Origin of the sequence: Nostoc sp. PCC 7107, from assembly GCF_000316625.1 — a bacterium.
Lineage (GTDB): Bacteria > Cyanobacteriota > Cyanobacteriia > Cyanobacteriales > Nostocaceae > Nostoc_B.
In genome coordinates this window covers 5,932,848-5,951,570 of the sequence record NC_019676.1, presented here as the reverse complement: position 1 = coordinate 5,951,570, position 18,723 = coordinate 5,932,848, and the positions used below count along the sequence as shown (strand labels likewise).

General features: G+C 39.7%; 17 protein-coding genes and 1 tRNA gene. 10 read left to right on the top strand and 8 right to left on the bottom strand.

Annotated features, from left to right (window positions below; genetic code table 11):
• Nucleotides 1–8: 8 nt before the first annotated feature.
• On the top strand, nucleotides 9–422 hold the full coding sequence (locus NOS7107_RS25360; protein ID WP_015115798.1) for a DUF1636 domain-containing protein: 414 nt from the start codon (nucleotides 9–11) through the stop codon (nucleotides 420–422).
• Between the two features lie 4 nt (nucleotides 423–426).
• Nucleotides 427–1,188, top strand: a complete 762-nt coding sequence (locus NOS7107_RS25355; RefSeq protein ID WP_015115797.1) for a cobalt-precorrin-6A reductase — start codon at nucleotides 427–429, stop codon at nucleotides 1,186–1,188.
• Nucleotides 1,189–1,275: 87 nt separating this feature from the next.
• On the opposite strand, the gene NOS7107_RS25350 is transcribed toward NOS7107_RS25355, so the two are convergent.
• Together NOS7107_RS25350 and NOS7107_RS25345 are read right to left on the bottom strand one after the other, a co-directional pair.
• Nucleotides 1,276–2,070, bottom strand: a complete 795-nt coding sequence (locus tag NOS7107_RS25350; protein ID WP_015115796.1) for a metal ABC transporter ATP-binding protein — start codon at nucleotides 2,068–2,070, stop codon at nucleotides 1,276–1,278.
• A 113-nt stretch (nucleotides 2,071–2,183) separates the two neighbouring features.
• Nucleotides 2,184–3,179 (bottom strand): metal ABC transporter substrate-binding protein, encoded by a 996-nt coding sequence (locus tag NOS7107_RS25345; RefSeq protein WP_015115795.1) that lies wholly within the window; start codon nucleotides 3,177–3,179, stop codon nucleotides 2,184–2,186.
• Nucleotides 3,180–3,495: 316 nt separating this feature from the next.
• Here NOS7107_RS25345 and NOS7107_RS25340 point away from each other — a divergent pair, with 316 nt between their 5' ends.
• A complete protein-coding gene (locus NOS7107_RS25340) occupies nucleotides 3,496–5,193 on the top strand; it encodes an iron uptake porin (RefSeq protein ID WP_015115794.1) in 1,698 nt (565 codons plus the stop codon).
• Nucleotides 5,194–5,462: 269 nt separating this feature from the next.
• Here NOS7107_RS25340 and NOS7107_RS25335 read toward each other — a convergent pair whose 3' ends face one another.
• Both NOS7107_RS25335 and NOS7107_RS25330 read right to left on the bottom strand, forming a co-directional pair.
• The gene (locus NOS7107_RS25335; protein ID WP_015115793.1) at nucleotides 5,463–6,101 is read right to left on the bottom strand and encodes a ThiF family adenylyltransferase; all 639 of its coding nucleotides are present in this window, start codon (nucleotides 6,099–6,101) and stop codon (nucleotides 5,463–5,465) included.
• A 211-nt stretch (nucleotides 6,102–6,312) separates the two neighbouring features.
• Complete coding sequence (locus NOS7107_RS25330; RefSeq protein ID WP_015115792.1) at nucleotides 6,313–7,143, bottom strand: hypothetical protein; 831 nt, start codon at nucleotides 7,141–7,143, stop codon at nucleotides 6,313–6,315.
• A gap of 119 nt (nucleotides 7,144–7,262) precedes the next feature.
• On the opposite strand from NOS7107_RS25330, the gene NOS7107_RS25325 reads away from it, so the two are divergent.
• On the top strand, nucleotides 7,263–7,643 hold the full coding sequence (locus tag NOS7107_RS25325; protein WP_015115791.1) for a hypothetical protein: 381 nt from the start codon (nucleotides 7,263–7,265) through the stop codon (nucleotides 7,641–7,643).
• A gap of 404 nt (nucleotides 7,644–8,047) precedes the next feature.
• Entirely contained in the window at nucleotides 8,048–8,875 is an 828-nt protein-coding gene (locus tag NOS7107_RS25320; protein WP_015115790.1) for a DUF4351 domain-containing protein, read from the top strand.
• A gap of 60 nt (nucleotides 8,876–8,935) precedes the next feature.
• On the opposite strand, the gene NOS7107_RS25315 is transcribed toward NOS7107_RS25320, so the two are convergent.
• The 4 genes from NOS7107_RS25315 to NOS7107_RS25305 form a co-directional block, all read right to left on the bottom strand.
• Nucleotides 8,936–10,369 carry a VWA domain-containing protein gene (locus tag NOS7107_RS25315; protein ID WP_015115789.1) on the bottom strand — a complete coding sequence of 478 codons (1,434 nt, stop codon included), beginning with the start codon at nucleotides 10,367–10,369 and terminating at the stop codon, nucleotides 8,936–8,938.
• A 230-nt stretch (nucleotides 10,370–10,599) separates the two neighbouring features.
• Nucleotides 10,600–10,670 (bottom strand) — tRNA-Leu (locus NOS7107_RS28830).
• Between the two features lie 33 nt (nucleotides 10,671–10,703).
• Entirely contained in the window at nucleotides 10,704–11,429 is a 726-nt protein-coding gene (locus NOS7107_RS25310; protein ID WP_015115788.1) for a hypothetical protein, read from the bottom strand.
• Between the two features lie 477 nt (nucleotides 11,430–11,906).
• Entirely contained in the window at nucleotides 11,907–12,107 is a 201-nt protein-coding gene (locus NOS7107_RS25305; protein WP_015115787.1) for a hypothetical protein, read from the bottom strand.
• Between the two features lie 758 nt (nucleotides 12,108–12,865).
• On the opposite strand from NOS7107_RS25305, the gene NOS7107_RS25295 reads away from it, so the two are divergent.
• The 5 genes from NOS7107_RS25295 to NOS7107_RS25275 all read left to right on the top strand — a co-directional run bounded on the left by NOS7107_RS25295 (nucleotide 12,866) and on the right by NOS7107_RS25275 (nucleotide 18,401).
• Nucleotides 12,866–14,038, top strand: a complete 1,173-nt coding sequence (locus NOS7107_RS25295; RefSeq protein WP_015115786.1) for a choice-of-anchor A family protein — start codon at nucleotides 12,866–12,868, stop codon at nucleotides 14,036–14,038.
• 106 nt (nucleotides 14,039–14,144) lie between these two features.
• A complete protein-coding gene (locus tag NOS7107_RS25290) occupies nucleotides 14,145–14,714 on the top strand; it encodes an HD domain-containing protein (protein WP_015115785.1) in 570 nt (189 codons plus the stop codon).
• Nucleotides 14,715–14,886: 172 nt separating this feature from the next.
• Entirely contained in the window at nucleotides 14,887–15,423 is a 537-nt protein-coding gene (locus NOS7107_RS25285) for a methanogen output domain 1-containing protein (RefSeq protein ID WP_015115784.1), read from the top strand.
• Nucleotides 15,424–15,536: 113 nt separating this feature from the next.
• The gene (locus NOS7107_RS25280) at nucleotides 15,537–16,889 is read left to right on the top strand and encodes an ATP-binding protein (protein WP_015115783.1); all 1,353 of its coding nucleotides are present in this window, start codon (nucleotides 15,537–15,539) and stop codon (nucleotides 16,887–16,889) included.
• A gap of 156 nt (nucleotides 16,890–17,045) precedes the next feature.
• Entirely contained in the window at nucleotides 17,046–18,401 is a 1,356-nt protein-coding gene (locus tag NOS7107_RS25275) for a DUF697 domain-containing protein (protein WP_015115782.1), read from the top strand.
• The last annotated feature ends 322 nt before the right edge of the window (nucleotides 18,402–18,723 follow it).

Sequence of the window (18,723 nt, the reverse complement as noted above, 5' to 3'; positions counted from 1 at the left end):
AGGTACGGATGACTGCTGCTCATACTACTATTACGACTAATTCGCCGGCGATCGCTTCTCATACTTTATTTGTTTGCCAAACCTGTGCCAGCGTTTGGCAAGATGGTAAGCGTGTAGGTGAAAGTGGCGGTCAAAAATTACTGCACCAGATTCAGCAACTAGCACAAGATTGGGATTTGCAAGATGAATTTCCGATCCAACCTGTTGAATGTATGAGTGCTTGTAACCGTTCTTGCGTTGTCGCCTTTGCTGCTAAAGGTAAGTTAACTTATTTGTTTGGTGATTTAAATGTTGATGGTAGTGCGGCGGCTATTATAGAATGTGCTAGTCAATACTACGCTAAAACTAACGGATTATTGCCTTGGTCAGAACGACCAGAACCATTGAAACGGGGTATTTTAGCGAAAATTCCACCTTTGTAGTCAAGTGCTGAATGCTAAGTATAAACGTGTTTTAATTTTGGGTGGCACTGGCGAAGCTGCGGAACTCGGTGTGAGAATTGCAAATATCAATGGAATTGAAGCGATCGCATCTTTAGCTGGTCGCACCCGTGAACCATCAATTCCATCAGGGAATGTGCGAATTGGTGGTTTTGGTGGTGTGGAAGGACTTGTGGAATATCTGCGTCAAATGAAAATTGACATACTAATTGATGCTACCCATCCCTTCGCTAATCAAATATCCTACAACGCGGCGGCGGCGGCCAATAAAATAAAAATACTCAGATTAATGTTAATTCGTCCGGCTTGGGAAAAAATGACAGGCGATCGCTGGATTGAAGTAGATAGTAATAGCGCAGCCGCAGATATTTTAAAAAATCAAGCAAAAAGAGTATTCTTAACTGTTGGTAGGCAAGAACTAAGCACATTTGCCCACCTCCAGCATATTTGGTTTTTGATGCGGATGATTGATCCTCCGGGAAAAGATGCCTTGGTACCACCGGGAATGATATTGTGCGATCGCGGCCCTTTTGTCTTAGAAAATGAAAGGAAAATTCTGATTCAGCACAACATTGATACCATCGTTAGTAAAAATAGTGGTGGTGATGCAACTTACGCCAAAATTATGGCTGCGAGAGAACGGGATCTACAGGTCGTTATGGTGAAGCGTCCAAAAGTACCAGCAGGTGAACAAGTTGCAGATGTTGATAGTGCAGTGGCTTGGTTACTAAATAAATTACACAGTTAAAAATAGAGAAATTAACTATTCAGAAAGATTTAAAAATTTTAGATTCTGTATAATAAAAATTAAATAAACTTGAATAAAATATACATTTTAATTATGATGATGGTGATAACGACTGAAGCCTGGGCCATAAGTTGCTAAAAGGTTTTCTGGCGATAAAGCAAATTCTGGCTGACCAGTACAAACCACAGTTTGATTGAGACAAAGAACGCGATCGCAATGGCGACTTACCATATCAATATCATGGGAAACCTGCAATATCGTCCAACCTTCTTCTTGCTTCAACTCATTTAATAAAACATAAAAATCGGCTGCACCTTGCATATCAACCCCAGCAAAGGCTTCATCTAGTACCAAAAGTTTTCGAGGCATGACTAAACAATAAGCTAGTAACACCCGCTTTAGTTGACCACCGCTGAGAGTTCCTATCGGTTGATGTCGCAGATGATAAACTCCAGTACGCCGTAAAGCTTCTGTGACTGCTGCTGTTTTATCTCGGTTTTGTTTCCACAGTTGAGATAGAGACAACAACGAATGTTTCACTTTGGCTTTTTGCTGTTGGACTTTTTTATTCCATCCCAAACCAATTAATTCAGCCACAGAAATAGGAAAACTGCGATCAAAAATAAAATTTTGTGGCATATAGCCCAAGCCGTGACGTAAATTGCCTAGTTTTGTAATTGGATAACCAAAAATTTCGACTGTGCCAGCATTCCGCGGTAATAAATCTAAAATTGCTTTGACTAAAGTACTTTTACCAGCACCATTTGGCCCAACTATGGCAGTATCTGTTCCTGGAAATAATTCAAAAGAAACATCTCGTAGCGCTAAATAACTACCTTGATATACAGTTAATCCATCTACTTTTAAAATAGGTAAGTTCATAAATTAAATTTGGAAAATTACTATAAAATTTAATACAGGATTCATATTTGATTTTGGGAAAAAACCAAGTAAAATTCTACTTTCTTTTTCCTGTTTCCTATTCCCTCCCTAGCTTACTGACATGCTGTTTCGAGCGTTTGCAAATTTAATCTCATGGCTTTGAAATAATACTGTGGGTCTTTTTCACCTTTTTCTAAAGAATCTAGAGTCTGCAAATCTAATTTTAAATCTTGCGACAGAGTTTTAAGTAATTTATTATCAATACCTGGTTCACTAAACAAAGCTTTTACTTTGTATTTTTTGACTGTATTCACCACTTTTTGAACATCGGTAGGGGATAATTGATCTTCAGGAATTTCCACCACAGCAACTTGTTTGAGGTTATAACGCTGCGCTAAATATGGATAAGCATCGTGAAAAGTAATAAAAGTGCAGTTAGGTCTTTTTTGCAAAGCTTGTTGAAATTCACTATTTAACTTGTCTAATTCCTGAATATAAGCCGTAGCATTAGCTGTATAAGTAGCTTTATTTTTAGCATCAGCAGCAATTAATCCATATAGAATATTCATTACCTGCTGTTTTGCTAAAACAGGATCTAACCAAACATGAGGATTTCCGTCTGCATGTTCGTGGTCGTGGTCTTTTTCTGCTGCTGTGGTAGTTTCTACTGGAGAAATTTCGTTTAAAGGTTTAATACCTTTACTTGCATCAATTTCCACTAATTGAGGATTTTGAGCATTTTTAACTGTACTTTCTAGAAATTCTTCTAAGCCTAAACCATTTTTAACTAATATATTAGCTGTGGCGATCGCTTTCACATTATCTGGTGTTGCTTGATACTCATGCACCTCTGTACCAGGAGGAACTAAAATTTCCACATCAGCCGCATCACCAGCCACAGCCTTAGTCAACAAATACATTGGTAAAAATGTCGTTACGACCTTGGTTTTAGCTGATGGCGAGGAAGCCTCTTGCGTCTGTGGTGAATTCTCAACACTGGTGTTTGGATTAGTATTTGCTTGGTTACAGCCGCTAACACTCACTAGCAATGTGAGCAGATAAATTAACGACAAAATACCCCTGGGTTGTCTTTTATCAGTCCTAGTCATCAGCTTTCTCGGAGAAAAGGACAATTGTTTGATTTTTGCCACTATGACAATGATACTTATTCTAAAAATTAATATTATAATAATTCTCATTCTCATGCAATAAATCCCTGAAAATTTTTGTGTCGGCGGCCACAGCGATTTTTACTAATCTGTGATTTTTTTTACTGACTAATTACTGAAAGAAATAAACATTTCTTGACTTGCTTTATTAAAAGAGTTACTTACTACTGGTAATATTTTGAGAATACTTTTTAAAAGTGTGATTAAACAAAGCGCAGTTTTGGGCGCTATCGACGACAAAGAAGTGTGAGGAAAAATGCACAAACAATTGCAGTATTTGCTGGCTATTCCTGCGGTTTGCAGCACTGTAATATCCATCAGTACTATTACATTTGCAGAGGAAGCATCGACCACATTAGAAAATAAAAATCAGTCATTAGTTGTTGTGAATCCAGGTAAAATACTTGAGAATCTTCATCAAGAACAGGTAATGGCACAAGTGACCTCTGTGTCTCAATTATCGGATGTACAACCTACAGATTGGGCATTCCAAGCATTGCAATCACTAGTAGAGCGTTATGGTTGTATTGCGGGTTATCCAAATAGTACATATCGTGGTAATCGCGCACTCACACGTTATGAGTTTGCGGCGGGTTTAAATGCTTGTTTAGATAGAGTCAACGAACTACTAGCTACCGCCACAGCAGATTTAGTCACCAAAGAAGATTTAGCCAAATTACAAAAACTCCAAGAAGAATTTGGCGCAGAACTAGCCACATTACGGGGTCGTGTCGATGCTTTAGAAGCCCGCACCAGTGAGTTAGAAGCTAATCAGTTTTCCACCACAACCAAACTCAGTGGTACTGCTATTTTTGCACCAATCAGCTTTTTTGCAGGCGATCGCGCCAATGGTAATAATCTTGATAGAGGAACTTCGTTTGGTGATAGAATCCGCCTTGATTTCAACACCAGTTTTACTGGTAAAGACCTGTTAAGAACTCGACTGCAAGCTACCAACCTAGATGCGTTGTCCGCTTCCACCCTCACACCAGAAGGGGATTTGCGCTTTGTAGATAATGAAAATTTCGGTTCTGGTAATAATAATGAGGTGGCTATAGATGCACTGTTGTATAGCTTTCCTCTAGGCGAAAAAACCACAGTTATCCTAGAAGCCAACGCTGGTGCAGCCGATGATTTTACCAACACCGTAAACCCATTTTTTGACGGTGATGGTGATTTTGGTGCATTGTCTAACTTTGGTACACGTAACCCAATTTATTATCCTGTTGCTGGTGCGGGAATTGGTCTGAGACACCAGTTCAACGACGCATTGGAATTAAGTTTAGGTTATCTAGCCAGCAGCCCTGATAATCCTACCTCTGGAAATGGTTTATTTAATGGTGCTTATGGTGCTATGGGACAGTTAACAGTCCAACCGACTAAAGGTTTGACCCTCGGCTTTACCTACGTTAATTCCTATAATGCTGACTTGACTGCTGGTAGCAACCGTGCTAACTTACGCACTTCCTTGGCCGCTAATCCTGCTGTGACTGATGCTTTAGGAGACGAACTAAATCTACCAATTTCCAGTAACTCCTACGGTTTCCAAGCATCCTTCCAACTTAGTCCAAAATTCGTGCTTGGTGGTTGGGTTGGCTATACCAACACGCGTACCTTAGCAGCAGTTGACACAAATAATGGTACTATTCCTCGTGGTGAATTGGACATTTGGAACTATGCAGTCACACTCGCCTTCCCCGATTTAGGTAAAGAAGGTAGTGTTGGTGGCATTATTGTGGGGATGGAACCAAAAGTCACAGGTGCTAGTACTGGTTTAAGAAATACTATTGGTACAGATCCTGATACTTCACTGCATATAGAAGGTTTCTACCAATATAAACTGAGCGATAACATCAGCATCACTCCAGGAGTCATCTGGTTAACTGCACCAGACCATAATAACGACAACGATGACATTGTGATTGGGACAATCCGAACCACATTCACCTTCTAAATCATTCATAAATCAAGATACCCGACTTCTTAAAATAAAGAGGTTGGGTATCTGAGAATCACAATTTTCGTGACTAAAGTAATGAATACAATTGTGACTTTAGTATGTTTTTTTTGGTAAACGACTTGAATAATCTTAAGAAGCAACTGAATAAGCTAAAAGCTATTGCTACTAAATATGGGAGTTTAGTAGGAACTTCATAGTTCAGGGAAAGTTATGGCTTTCCCTTTTTCATACAATTTATTGAGAGTTTATTGTGGTTTCTGAGTTCAAAAATACAGCAGTTTAACAGTTAAATCCTTCAAAGTGATCGTGAAGTTACGCTGTTGTGCTGTAGCAATAAATGAAACGATGGCCTCACAAGTAACAGCCACAGTTAACATCACCAAGTTTCGCGCCAGTGGATAGTCGCAGACATCATCATTCACATCAGAAGGGACGCGATAACCGTCATTCCAAATAATTTCTGCATAATCAGCGGCTAACCCAGCGTGAATACAAGGAATCTGAAATTGATCAGCGTAATCTTTCACTGCTTGACGTGCGATGCTGTTGTCAAAGACATCGATAATTAGCTGGCTATTTTTGAGTAGTTGAGGAGTATTTGCTGATGTCAACTCCTTTGTTTTCGCATCAACTTTAGTCCCAATTGCGCGGTATAAATTGTTCGCCAAGATTTTTGCTTTAAATGCGCCCACATCAGCACGGTAGTAAGGCTGAGTCGAAAGGTTACGTTCTTCAATGCGATCGCGATCAATCACCGTCAGTTGATCAAACCCAGACCGAGCTAAGTTCTCAGCAATGTTAGCGCCTAATGCACCTGCGCCGCAAATTGTTACAGGATAATTCTTGAGCTTTGTCATGACAGCATTGCTGCGATAAAGCTGTTCGTGGAAAAAAATACTCATTATTGCTTGGCTCCAAGTTAAAAGTAAAAAATAAAAAGGCAAAAGTAAGAAGTAAAAATAAATAGGATGTACGCACAGCCTACGGAAAATCGAACCACAGAGACGCAGAGTTCACAGAGAAATGAGAGTTTGAGAGTTTTTTTGCGTAAGTCCTAATAAATATGAATCACTAAAATTATTCTCTTTTTACTTTTAACTTTTTACTTTTGACTTATGATTGTTGTTCCATGACAGCAACTAAAGATTGCAAATCGAAATCGCGATCGCGTCCACTCAAGCAAATACCAGAACTAATTACAGTCAAATCAGATTTTGCGATCGCACTGCTGTGACGCACACCATCCGCAGTTGTCCAATCGACTGTCCAATAATCACCGCGATCGTTGAATTGGTTTAATTCACCACCACCCATCTGCAATGCTTTCTTTAGTCGCTTTTCATCTTGCTGAGGTTGAGTAAAGCCATCAATTTGCTTAGTTACTAACTCATACACAGTGCGAATTTCTGGAGTCAAATCTTTAAACTGCAATTCCTCAACTGGAATGCGTTGCTTCACAGCAGATTGCAGAATTTCCACAATTATCGGATCGGTGCGGCGATCAATCTCTTCAAACCAGCATGATTGTCCATTCCACCGAGCGATGATTTGGTCAAAAACAACACCATCTGTTACTAAATGAACTGCGATCGGTTTCACCACTTGTAACCGTTGACGCATATCTGCTTCATTGATGGGATATCCTAACCAAGTTTGTCTTTGCAATTGATGTACTAACCGCAGCCGAATTTGGGGAAAGTGTTGCAAATATTCCCCAATCTGGGGTAAGTCTGCTTCTTCCAAAACCCTTGCTGCCTTTACATCCACCGCCTGAAAAATACCCCAACCTTCAAATTTACTTGGCTTGGGGATGAAGGTGTAAACCATTCCCGCTACCCGCGTGCGAACTCGTCCACCTTTGACACATGGCGCGAGAAATTGGGTAGTGTACAACTCAGATTCAGCGATCGCAATTTGATTAATTAGCTTACGGATGTTAACCATAATTTATCCACTATTACGCATAATTACATAAGCTTTTTATTTAGATTAAGTATATAAAAAACATAGCACTTTTTGGCGACTAACAGAATACGCTTATTTGCACAATAAAAGTAACAATTATGACTTCAGAAATACAACAATTATCAGAGTCTAAAAAAAAGTTAGCATCTGCTTACCGTGCAGTTTATGCAGTTGGAGTCCTGTGCATTTTTTTCAGCATATTAGCTTTTATTTTTAGTAATCGATTCCCTGATTATTTAATATTGGGAATTGGCTTTTTGTTTTTTGGTTTGCTGTATCTATTTCTAGGTTTTTTTGTGCAGCGTAAATCGCAAATTGCATTAGGTATTGCAGTAGGATTGATGTCGCTAAATGTGTTAACTGCTATTTACAATTTGATTCAAACAGGTAAACCTTTTGGCTTGGCTATTCCCATGTTATTTTTAAGTCAGACTATAGAAGGCTTTAAAGCGATACAAATATTAAAATCAAAGACTTAAAATAAAGTGTGAATTTGTTAATCTGTAGGTTTCATATCCCCGACTTTTTAACAAAGTCGGGGATCTTGTTTTTATGAAGATAGTTGTCCAATCCCGCGTGCAAGTTTGTGGAGCATTGCGTTTTCTCAGTTACTAAAGGAACTCCGCTGGTGAGTTGTTACACACTCTTTAAAAGATGGCTACTTTCAAGCCTACTTTCCAGGTTTTTCGCACTCCTTATTCACAAACGCCCACTGATTTGACAGTGTTACTTTTCCTCTCGTACTAGTATGTAGGCTCCACAAGTTAGGTCACGCCGGATTTATACTACAATATACTACAATATATTAGAGATGTTAATTGAGATATTGTTAAAAAACCAATTTCAGATAAAATAACCAATAAAATCAAGCTTCATTGTTTAGATGGCAGAATATGATAACCTGTGCAAAATACTCGCAGAACAATATCCCTTTGATTTTGCGCGTTGGCTATTAAATCAAGAACCGCAAAAAATTGAAATTTTAAAAACTGAATTAAGCATCGAACCCATACGCGCAGACTCAGTAACATTCTTACAAACAGAAAATCGCATCCTGCATCTGGAATTTCAAACTAGTGTCAAATCGCAAAAACCAATTGCGCTGAGGATGCTAGATTATTACGTGAGATTAACACGTAAATATCAAGTTCCCATCACACAAGTAGTGATTTTCTTGCAAGAGACAAGTGACGAAATTGCTTTTACGGAGGAATTTGTCAGCGAAGTCACAACCCACCGTTATCGAGTTATCAGAATGTGGGAGCAAGATTCAGCACTATTTCTTAGCAATCTCGCGTTATTACCTTTAGCGCCGTTAACCCTCACAAATTCACCGCAAACCTTATTATCCCAGGTTGCCGAGGAAATTGCTAAAATTTCAGATATCGAGACTAGACAAAATACCACCGCTTACACAGAAATTTTAGCCGGGTTAAAGTTTCAAAAGGATTTTATTCGTCAATTATTGCGGGAGGATGTTATGCAAGAGTCAGTAATTTATCAAGATATTTTGCAGAAAGGAGAAAAAAAGGAAGCTTTGAAATATACTTTACGTCTTATTAATAGACGGTTTGGTCAGATAAATTCTGTCATACTTGAACGTGTCCAAGGATTATCTACTGAACAGTTGGAAAGTTTAGGAGAAGATTTTTTAGACTTTGCAAATGTATCTGATTTAATTGCTTGGCTTGAGCAAAACACAAATAGTTAAAATCTAAAAAGTGGGCAATGCTTATTATTAATCATAGTAAGCATTACCATACTTTAAAAATCACTTATCATCACGCACAGGCAACGGCATATCTAGAATTTCCATCAGCAAATCTAGACGAGAAGGACGCGTCAGGAGTGGGACGAGGTTCGGTAAGCTGTAGTAGTCACCAGCAAAGGTAAAAGTTTCTACAGGTACTTGCTGCTGCTTCAGTTGAGTTTCTACCCAGTTGTAATGACCACCTACACGGATAATCACCACATTAGGTATTACCGCAAACTCCCGACAGTAAGTCTTGTAGACTTCACCGAAGTAAGGAGCCGCATTTTCCCCTTCATCTGTCACCAAAATAATCTGGTCAACTACCTGCTTTTTCTTCCGCATTGCTTCCAACGCAGAGCCGATACTAGTACCACCACCTGCATTGATGTGCTGAAAAGCACGTTCCCAATCGGTTAACTCTTTGCCTTTGGCGGTAACAGCATAAGGAATGGTATCGAAGGCGTAGACAAACAATTCTGCTTGGGTGATACCAGAAATAAGAGCAGCAAGTTGCTTACCAAGAGCGATCGCATTTTCCATTGAGCCGGATTTATCCACCAGTAAGGCGGTTGGACGAGCGATCGTACCCCGGCGTTTTACCTGTTCGTTGGTGACTTTTTCCAGCCGTGCAACAGTATCTGCGTCGAAATCTGCGTTATCTACGGCAATTTGCGCCTTGAATGCAGCCACACGCCCACTTTTAGATGCGTCTTCCAGCTTAGAATCAATCAACTTTTTGACTTCTGGATGATCCATTGCACCTCTCGCCTGGAGTGACTTGAGGTTATTGATCACTTCTTGGGGAGTCATACTGTTGATTAACGCCACCAAAACAACTGGTGTGAGTTGTTTGATTGCACCGATCGCAATAGTATACGGAATTTTAAATTCCACAATCAACCTTGCTTGTTCGGCGGTACTTCCAGCCTTAGCAAGTTGCTTCAGCACATTTGCTAAAGAACCCTCTGGCGGTGTATCACGGAACAAAATCGCGTTTGCTCGTTCATTCGGCTTGATATGCAGAGACGCATACAAGTGCTTCATAGCCTTACGTCCTCGCAGCGCCGCGCGATCAAATAAAGCTGGATTACTTTCCCGCGCTTTCAGATAACGCCGCACCGCAGTCCGAGCCGAACGCGGTAGTTTATTTTGCTGCTGCTTCATGAAGTCTACTATCCGAGCCACTTCATAAGGAGGAAAGTCTTGCAGCATCACAAATCCAGCATCTCTGTGTTCAGTCAAATTGCTGGTTAGCAAGTGAGCTACAAACACTTCCTTGTGGTCTCGCACATCTCCATGACGCTGATACCAAACTGCCAAATGTCCGTAGAATATGGGGTCGAGTTCAATAATTAACTGATGAATTTCTGCTACTTGCTCAAGTTTGCGGTGAGGGGTTGTCAGCAAACTGTTGAGCATTTCCAAGCGCAGATCACGTTCTGCGGTTTTCATAGAAACCTCCTCAAAAAAATTTTAGATTTTGGATTTTAGATTTTAGATTGCAATGTATATCCAAAATTGCAGGAGGTAGATGTTGCACGCGGGGCGATAAAGTCACCGCGCAAGTTCCAGAAGCATTGTATATAACTGATTCAGAGTTATGTAAGCTTCTGCGATCGGGGCGCGGCAACAACTACCAATTGAATAAAATTACTTCATGTAAGTTGAAAAAGCTGTTGATTCACACACAGGATTTGAACCTGTATTTGCTTGCTTTTAAGTCAAGTGCCTGTTCCAATTCGGCTAGTATGTAAGCTTTTACGGTTGGGACACGAAGTGGAAAATTTTACTTTTGAGAAAATTGATTTAAAATCAATCGAATCTCTTTCTTATTACACTGTTTTTTACTGGCCGCGTAAATTTTACGCCCTCCATAATAAAAAGCAGAATAATTAATTAAACCTTGCAAAACATCATTTACCTGATTAGTTGTTAGCGGAAAATCAGCAAAGGTAATTAAATACCAAATATCGTTGATTTTGTGGTATTGATGATAATCATCCACAATGATAAAATCCGTTTCCGGCGGCTTGTACAGCTGGCGAGGCTTTTTTTCAACTGCACAAAGAATCCCAGTTTCAGGATGAATATAAAAGCGATCGCGGTAATTGCCATCTAACGGATATTGAATCCCTTGATAAGCCTGCCGATAAACCACACCATCAATAATTCTTACATAGCGTTCAACGTAATCCCACAGATGACCGATAACGTGCTGTCCTGCCATTGTGTTGTGATCTAATCTTTGACATAGTTCGCTGTAAGCATCATTCCAAGGCTGCCCAACTTTAGAGCGCAAGAACCGCCGCAGAGGGCCAAGATGATCAGAAAGATACTTTGATTTATGTCTGTATTGAGCTTTAATCAGGTAGGGATTAAACAATCCGTCTTCAATTGCTTCCTGGGTGAGTTTATCTAGTTGCTTTTTATAGCCTGTCTGCTTTTTAAGACTAATTCTTCTGCCACAACGAGGACGTTCAATTACAATTTCGCTCAAACGATGTTCGCTCATAACTTATGTTATTTAAAGATGGTTTTACTGATGGGGTTTTGTGGTTACATAAGTTATCGGACATCATTGAACTCACCTCTCTATGATTGAATGAATGTTTTGGTTAAATACAATTTCAATTATTGGAATTCCGCACAAGTTAGCAAAGCAGTTTTAACAATTGCCTTTACCATTTTGGCTACGCTCCCATGAGCGGGAGCGACAGGAATCGAACCTGTATATCCATTGCTGGATAGTGTGTAGGCTTTACAAGTTAGGGCGCGGAATAAAGTTTAAATAATTCCGTGCAAGTTCAAAAAGCTTTTTACAACTACGGCCGTTCTTACCAAATATTGGCAGTGGACACGCACGCTAAATCTGCAAGAGACTTAGAAATCATGTTTCGCTAGTTCGATCGCTCGAATTTTACTACCTTAGAGCCGTTATCAATGTGTATGTATGCTTTTTAGGTTAGGACACGGAAGTTAGTTAGGGTCTTCAACCGTAAACAGCTTCAGGACGGACAATCAAATCACCGCTAGGGCGACGATCTACGATGTATGCAGAAAGGCGATCGCTATTTACATCTAAATGTCTCGCCACACATTCTTTGACTGCGACATCATTCATCTGTGCAACAATTCCCAATTGTCTTTCTGCAACATCAACAGAACGTCCTTCAAATCGAATATGAACCATGACAATCACCTCTTGTTTAATGACAAATTATTTAATGGATCTGATCGGAATTGAACCGATACCCTCCCTGTGAGAGTTGCACTCACTCCTCGTGTAAGTTGAAAAAGCTGTGGTGACACACGCAGGAATCGCACCTGCACTTATCGTTCTCAAGACGATCGCTCTACTATTGAGCAAGTATGTAAGCTTCTTCTGTTAGGACACAAGTGGAATCCGGGAACTCTACCGTTAGAGCTACAGACCCAAGTTTTGATAATTTTGAACTGGGTTGTTATCTTTGTACTACAAATGTAATATATAGTGTATGTAATGTCAAGAGGGTAATTAAACTAAAATTATTCAACCTAAACAATTAAGTCTTTTGCTCAAGAAATTACTGCTGTTGAGGTGGCTAAAAGCTTAGACTGGTGTAGGTTGGGCAGAGGAATGGAACTCAACAAAGTCTTGATCTTGTTGGGTGTTGCGATCGCAACACCCAACAAATATTCTCTTAAGTGAATCGTATTGCAATATGATGATTTTTTCCCAAATCAAATATGAGTCCTATATATTGAAATGATTGGGTGAAGATTCCGGAATTAATTTAATAGCATAAATACTGTATACAAATATCAGCTTTATTGAATGATGTAGAAAATACGGTAATTCAATTAAGCTGACAATGCTGTATTTTCTCAATAATTTCATGCTCCATTTATTTAACATTAATTGAATAACAACTAGATTAGTAAGATAGTTATTTATTTCATCCTAAATCCATGTCGAAAAGACACAAAACAACATTTGCATTGATTCCTCTGTCTCTAGCAACAGTTACCATAGCGAGTTTAATAGAACCAGCTATGGCTGTTAATTTGGGAGTCGCGCAAGATTATAATGTCTTCGTGTTCGGAGACATGAATCAAAGTTCTGATTCTGAAGGCCGTGTAGCTGTTGGTGGTAATGCTACATTCAGCAATTTTGGTATTGCTGACCGTCTAGCTAATTCTAATGGTACAGATACTAGATTGATTGTAGGTGGAGATTTAACCTACAACGGTGGTCAAGTTTTTGGTGGTAATGCGGTTGTCGGTGGTAGTGTTAAAACTTCTGTGAATTTTAACTGTTCTTCAAACTGTGGTGTTAGTTCAGGTACACCGCTTAATTTTGAGACAGCCCGTCAAGAATTAACTTATCTTTCTGAATCTTTAGGTGGTTTAAGTTCTACAGGTAATACAGAGTATAAATGGGGTGGAATTTATCTCCAGGGTAACAATAGTGATTTAAATATTTTTACTATTGATGGTTCACAGTTTTCTAACAGTACTTATCTGAATATTGCTGGAGTAGGTAGTAATTCTACAGTAATTTTTAATATTTTAGGTAATAGCGTCAACATTAGTAACTTTGGACTCAATTTTAATGGTCTCAATAAGCAAAATATTTTGTTTAACTTTGTTGATGCAACTCAAGTCAAAACAACTGGTTTCTCGTTCTACGGTAGTGTACTTGCAACCAAAGCTAATGTCCAATTTAATAACGGGAATGTAGAAGGAACTTTAGTTGCTTCTTCTTTATCTGGTAGTGGTGAGTTTCATAATACTCAGTTTGCTGGTAACTTACCCAGCGTACCCAAGCCACAGCCTGAAACACCTGAAACTCCAACTACCCCTACTCCCGAAACACCTGAAACACCTGTAACTCCAACTAATCCTACTCCGGAAACACCTGTAACTCCAACTAATGCCACTCCTGAAACACCTGTAACTCCAACTACCCCTACTCCGGAAACACCTGTAACTCCAACTGAGCCAAATCCAGAACCGCCTGTTTCAACTACAGTACCAGAACCAAGTACTGTGATGGGGCTACTTTTTGTAGTTGGTTTATTTGGTTTTTCTCGCCGTAATCGATTATTTGCTAAGTCAGCCATTACTGGGGAGAAAATTTAGTCAGCAAGCTTCAATTATTTCTGATAAGCAAGATACCCGACTTCTTTAAAGAAGTCGGGTATCTGAGTTTTTACGTAAATTAAATATTAGATTTATAATTTTTGATATGAATATCCAAAACTGGTCACAAGAAAGTTATATAAGGGCTTATAAATTTGCGGCGATCGCCCATCAAAATCAGAAGATGCCAGGTTCAGAACTGCCTTATATCATGCACCTGAGTTTTGTGAGTATGGAAATAATTGCAGCTTTAAGCGTGGAAACCGTGGCTGACGCTGATTTGGCAGTTCAATGTGCAATTTTGCATGACACAATCGAAGACACTGATACAACTTTTGAGCAAATTAAAGCTGAGTTTGGTGAAGCAGTCGCCCAAGGTGTACTGGCATTAACTAAAGATAATAGTTTGGCAAAACATCTGCAAATGGATGATAGTTTAACCAGGATAAAACAACAGCTGCCAGAAGTCTGGATGGTAAAGTTGGCAGATAGAATCACGAATCTCCAAGCACCACCACATTACTGGAATCAAGAAAAAATTGTCAAATACAGAGAAGAAGCTATGCAGATTTATGCAGCTTTGAAAGATGCAAGTCCGTTTTTGGCGGCACGGTTGGCTAGTAAAATTGAAGCCTACAAGGCATTTATAAATTCCGAGAATGTTGAAACCAGTTGAAATTAGATAAATTATTCACTGTTGATGTGAGTTTTGTAACTAGTAAGGGAAAACTACTCTTAGTTAGGTGTCAATGGTACTAAAGGAAGAGATTTTGATATTTCACTGATTTTCCTCTAATACATTGCGATTGAAGATTCTTCTACGTAGATATCCAGGGAATAACTCCATCATGATTCAAACATCTTTGCTCAATGACGAGATAACATCTTTAGAATTACCGATAGAACGTGATCAGTTTCTGCGGACTATCATTCGAGAATTGGCGGGAACTTTACAAGATGTGGTTGGTATTGAAGAAGCAGCAGGATTTTTGAATGTAGTTGGTTATCGAACTGGTCAGTATGTCAACGAGATATATCATAACGGCTTGCAACTATCCAATCTTTCGCGTGAGCAGGTTACAGCAGTGCTTGTAGATTGGAAACGCCGGATTCAAGGAGACTTTTATGTAATTGAAGAAAGTGACGAGAAAATAGTTTTAGGCAATCGCAGATGTCCCTTTGCGGAACAGGTAGAAGGGCGCGAAGCTATGTGTGTGATGACATCAAATATATTTGGTGCGATCGCAGCGGATAATCTCGGTTATGCAAGAGTCGAGTTAAAAGACACAATCGCTAGAGGTGCAAAGGAATGCACAGTGATTATTCATCTCAAACCAAGTGCAGAAGTAGAGGAGTTTGCTGGACAAGAATACTTTAAAGTCTAGTATCAGTAATATGTTTCGGCTGAAGTTGCTTCCCTGAAGTATGGCTGAGTCTTTTGATGTTTACTCTGTTAGTATTCCGTGCAATAGCATAGATCCTGCTGCAATACCTCAACATGACACCTGATCAATTTTTAACTTTTGCCCAGGTTTTGCCAGAACCTATGCTGATTCTAACTAGCACAGGTGAAATTTTGGCAGTCAATCAAGCTGCTACTAAATTGTTTAGTAAAACTAGTAAAGCACTGGTTGGTCAGCATTTGAGTGAGTTTATCACCGATTCGCCAGAGAAAGTAACTGACTATCTTAAAGCTTGCGCCCAATGTCGTCAAATGATGTTGGGCGCTTTTACTATCCACCAATCCGCAGGGGAGGGGATTGTTTGCCGTAGTCAAGGTGCAGTCATCCAACCGCGATCGCATCATAGCCCAGCGATAATTTTACTCCGGTTAGAAAAGCGCGAGAAAAATGAATTTGTTGTGCTGAACCAAAAAATTCATGCGCTAAGTAAGGAAATTCAACAGCGCCAACGCATTCAGGGAGAACTGGCGCAAGCGAATGAAATCTTAAAACACACTCTCCTGAAACTGCAAAATGCCCTTGAGGCTGTGCAAACAGAAAAGATGTCTGGGTTAGGACAGTTAGTTGCAGGTATCGCCCATGAAATTAATAATCCAATTAGCTTTATTCATGGGAATCTGAGTTACGCCAGTGAATATTATGATTATTTACTCAAACTAATTGACCTCTATCAGCAAGAATATCCTCATCCCAGTCGAGTCATTCAGGAGTCAATTGCAGCCCTGGAACTTGATTTTATCAAAGAAGATATCAAAAAATTGCTCTGTTCAATGCAGATGGGTTCCCGGCGAATTGCAGAGATTGTGAAATCTTTGCGAAACTTCTCACGGTTAGACGAAGCAACATTCAAACTAGTGGATATTCATGAGGGTTTAGAGGCTACATTGATGATTTTACAAAGTCGCCTCAACCCTAACGCTGATCATTGTGGGATTGAAGTGATTAAAGAATATGATGAATTGCCTTTGGTTTATTGTTCTCCTGGGCAACTCAATCAAGTATTTATGAATATCTTGAATAATGCGATTGATGCTTTAGAAGAAGCGGAAAAATTGCGATCGCTTGCAGCGGGGCATAGCCCATCGCTAGAATCAACCCAAAATCATCATAGTCGCATCTGGATTCGGACAGAGAAATTAAGCGATCGCTTCGTTACTATTCGCATCAAGGATAACGGTAACGGCATACCCTCCCAAATTCATCATCAAATATTTAATCCTTTCTTTACTACTAAGCCCATCGGTCAAGGTACAGGATTAGGCTTGTCGATTAGTTACCAAATTATTGACGGCCATAATGGGCGAATTAATATGATATCTGATCCAGCTTGGGGAACAGAATTCAGCATCGAGTTGCCGATTGTGGAAGAATCAGACCTAGAGTACTAACCAATAACACAGACAGGCTGGAAATTAAAGCAGAATAGAGATATGGCTAGAGTCATATAGATTAGGTCATTGCTGATTGTTCAAAGCTTTGATGTAATTAGGTTGATACTCAGCAAGTTCCCTTGTAGCCTATTGTTTGTTTTACCTGAAATCCCCGTGCGTAACCGTAACCTGGAAGAAACTCATTTAAACCGCGCCCGTGCTAGTCTCCGACAAGCGTTATCTTGGTATGGATATCTTCGCAAGTCAGGACAGTTATCATTTAACCCAGAATTGGCGGGTTTGGTAAAGCCAGAATTAGAGGTTTTGAATGCCACACTCAGTAAACTGGACTCTAATTTAATTAAAATAGCTGTCTTTGGTTTGGTGAGTCGGGGAAAATCGGCAGTGTTGAATGCTTTGCTGGGAGAGAAGATTTTGCAAACTGGGCCGTTAAATGGGGTGACTCAATGGCCGCGTTCTGTGAGATGGCAACCACCGGGGGGCAAAATTATCGTAGAGTTAATTGATACTCCAGGATTAGATGAAATTGCTGGGGAATCACGGGCGCAAATGGCGCGAGATGTGGCACGTCAAGCAGATTTGATTTTATTTGTGGTGTCTGGTGATATTACACGAACTGAATATCAAGGATTGCTAGATTTACGCCAGGCGCAAAAACCACTGATTTTGGTATTTAACAAAATCGATCTTTACCCAGATACAGATAGAGACGCAATTTATCAAAATTTACAACAACTGGGTGCCGGACATCCCCAAGGTAAGCCTTTGTTACCCGATGAAATTGTGATGGTGGCGGCGGAACCTGCACCGCTGGAAGTGCGTGTAGAATGGCCGGATGGGCGTGTAAGTTATGAATGGGAAACACCACCATCGCAAATTGAAGAACTTCAGGAAACTCTGTTGAAGATTCTCAATCGGGAAGGCCGATCGCTTTTGGCTTTAAATGCACTGCTACAAGCACGGGAAGCAGAAGCCGCGATCGCGCAAAAAACTCTTGATTTACGCGAACAAGAAGCAGAAGAGATTATCTGGCAATTTACTAAATATAAGGCTTTAGCTGTAGCGCTCAACCCCATTGCTTTTTTAGATATTCTCGGCGGAACTTTTGCTGATTTAGCTTTGATTCGGGCTTTGGCGCGGTTGTATGGTTTACCGATGACTAGCTATGAGGCGGGGAAGATTTTTAAAACTATTTTGTTCAGTTCTGGCGGTTTATTAATTGGCGAATTAGGCAGTAGTTTTGTCTTAGGATTAGGTAAAAGTACTGCGGCGATCGCTAGTGGTGATAACCCAGCTAATATTACTGGTTTTGCTGGTAGTGCGATCGCTCAAGCGGGAATTGCGGGTTATGGTGCTTATGCTGTGGGTAAAGCGGCTCAAGTTTATTTAGAAAAAGGCTGCACTTGGGGACAGTTAGGCGCTAGTACTGTCATTCAAGAAATTCTCGCAGAAGTTGACCAAAATACAATTCTGTATCGTTTACAACAAGAATTAGGCATGAAATATTGATATTTTCTAAGAATTATTTCTCTAATTGTTGCTGTTCATTAGCATTCGTCAACTTGTATCAAATTCTCCTGATAATTGCCCTAGATTGCTAATTTGCAATGCACCATTGAAGTTGTTGTAGAGACATTGTATACAACGTCTCATAAAATTGGTCTTACCTTTTTGCATCAAAAATGACAAGAGGGAAATCCCAATTAATTTAGTTTATTAAAAGAGGGTATTCACCACAGCAATATTTTTTTAGCTTATCTAAACTGAAAGTATTGGCTTGTGAATTTCACAGCAGCACACATCTCTCTATCTCAGTAAACAAAGGTAGATT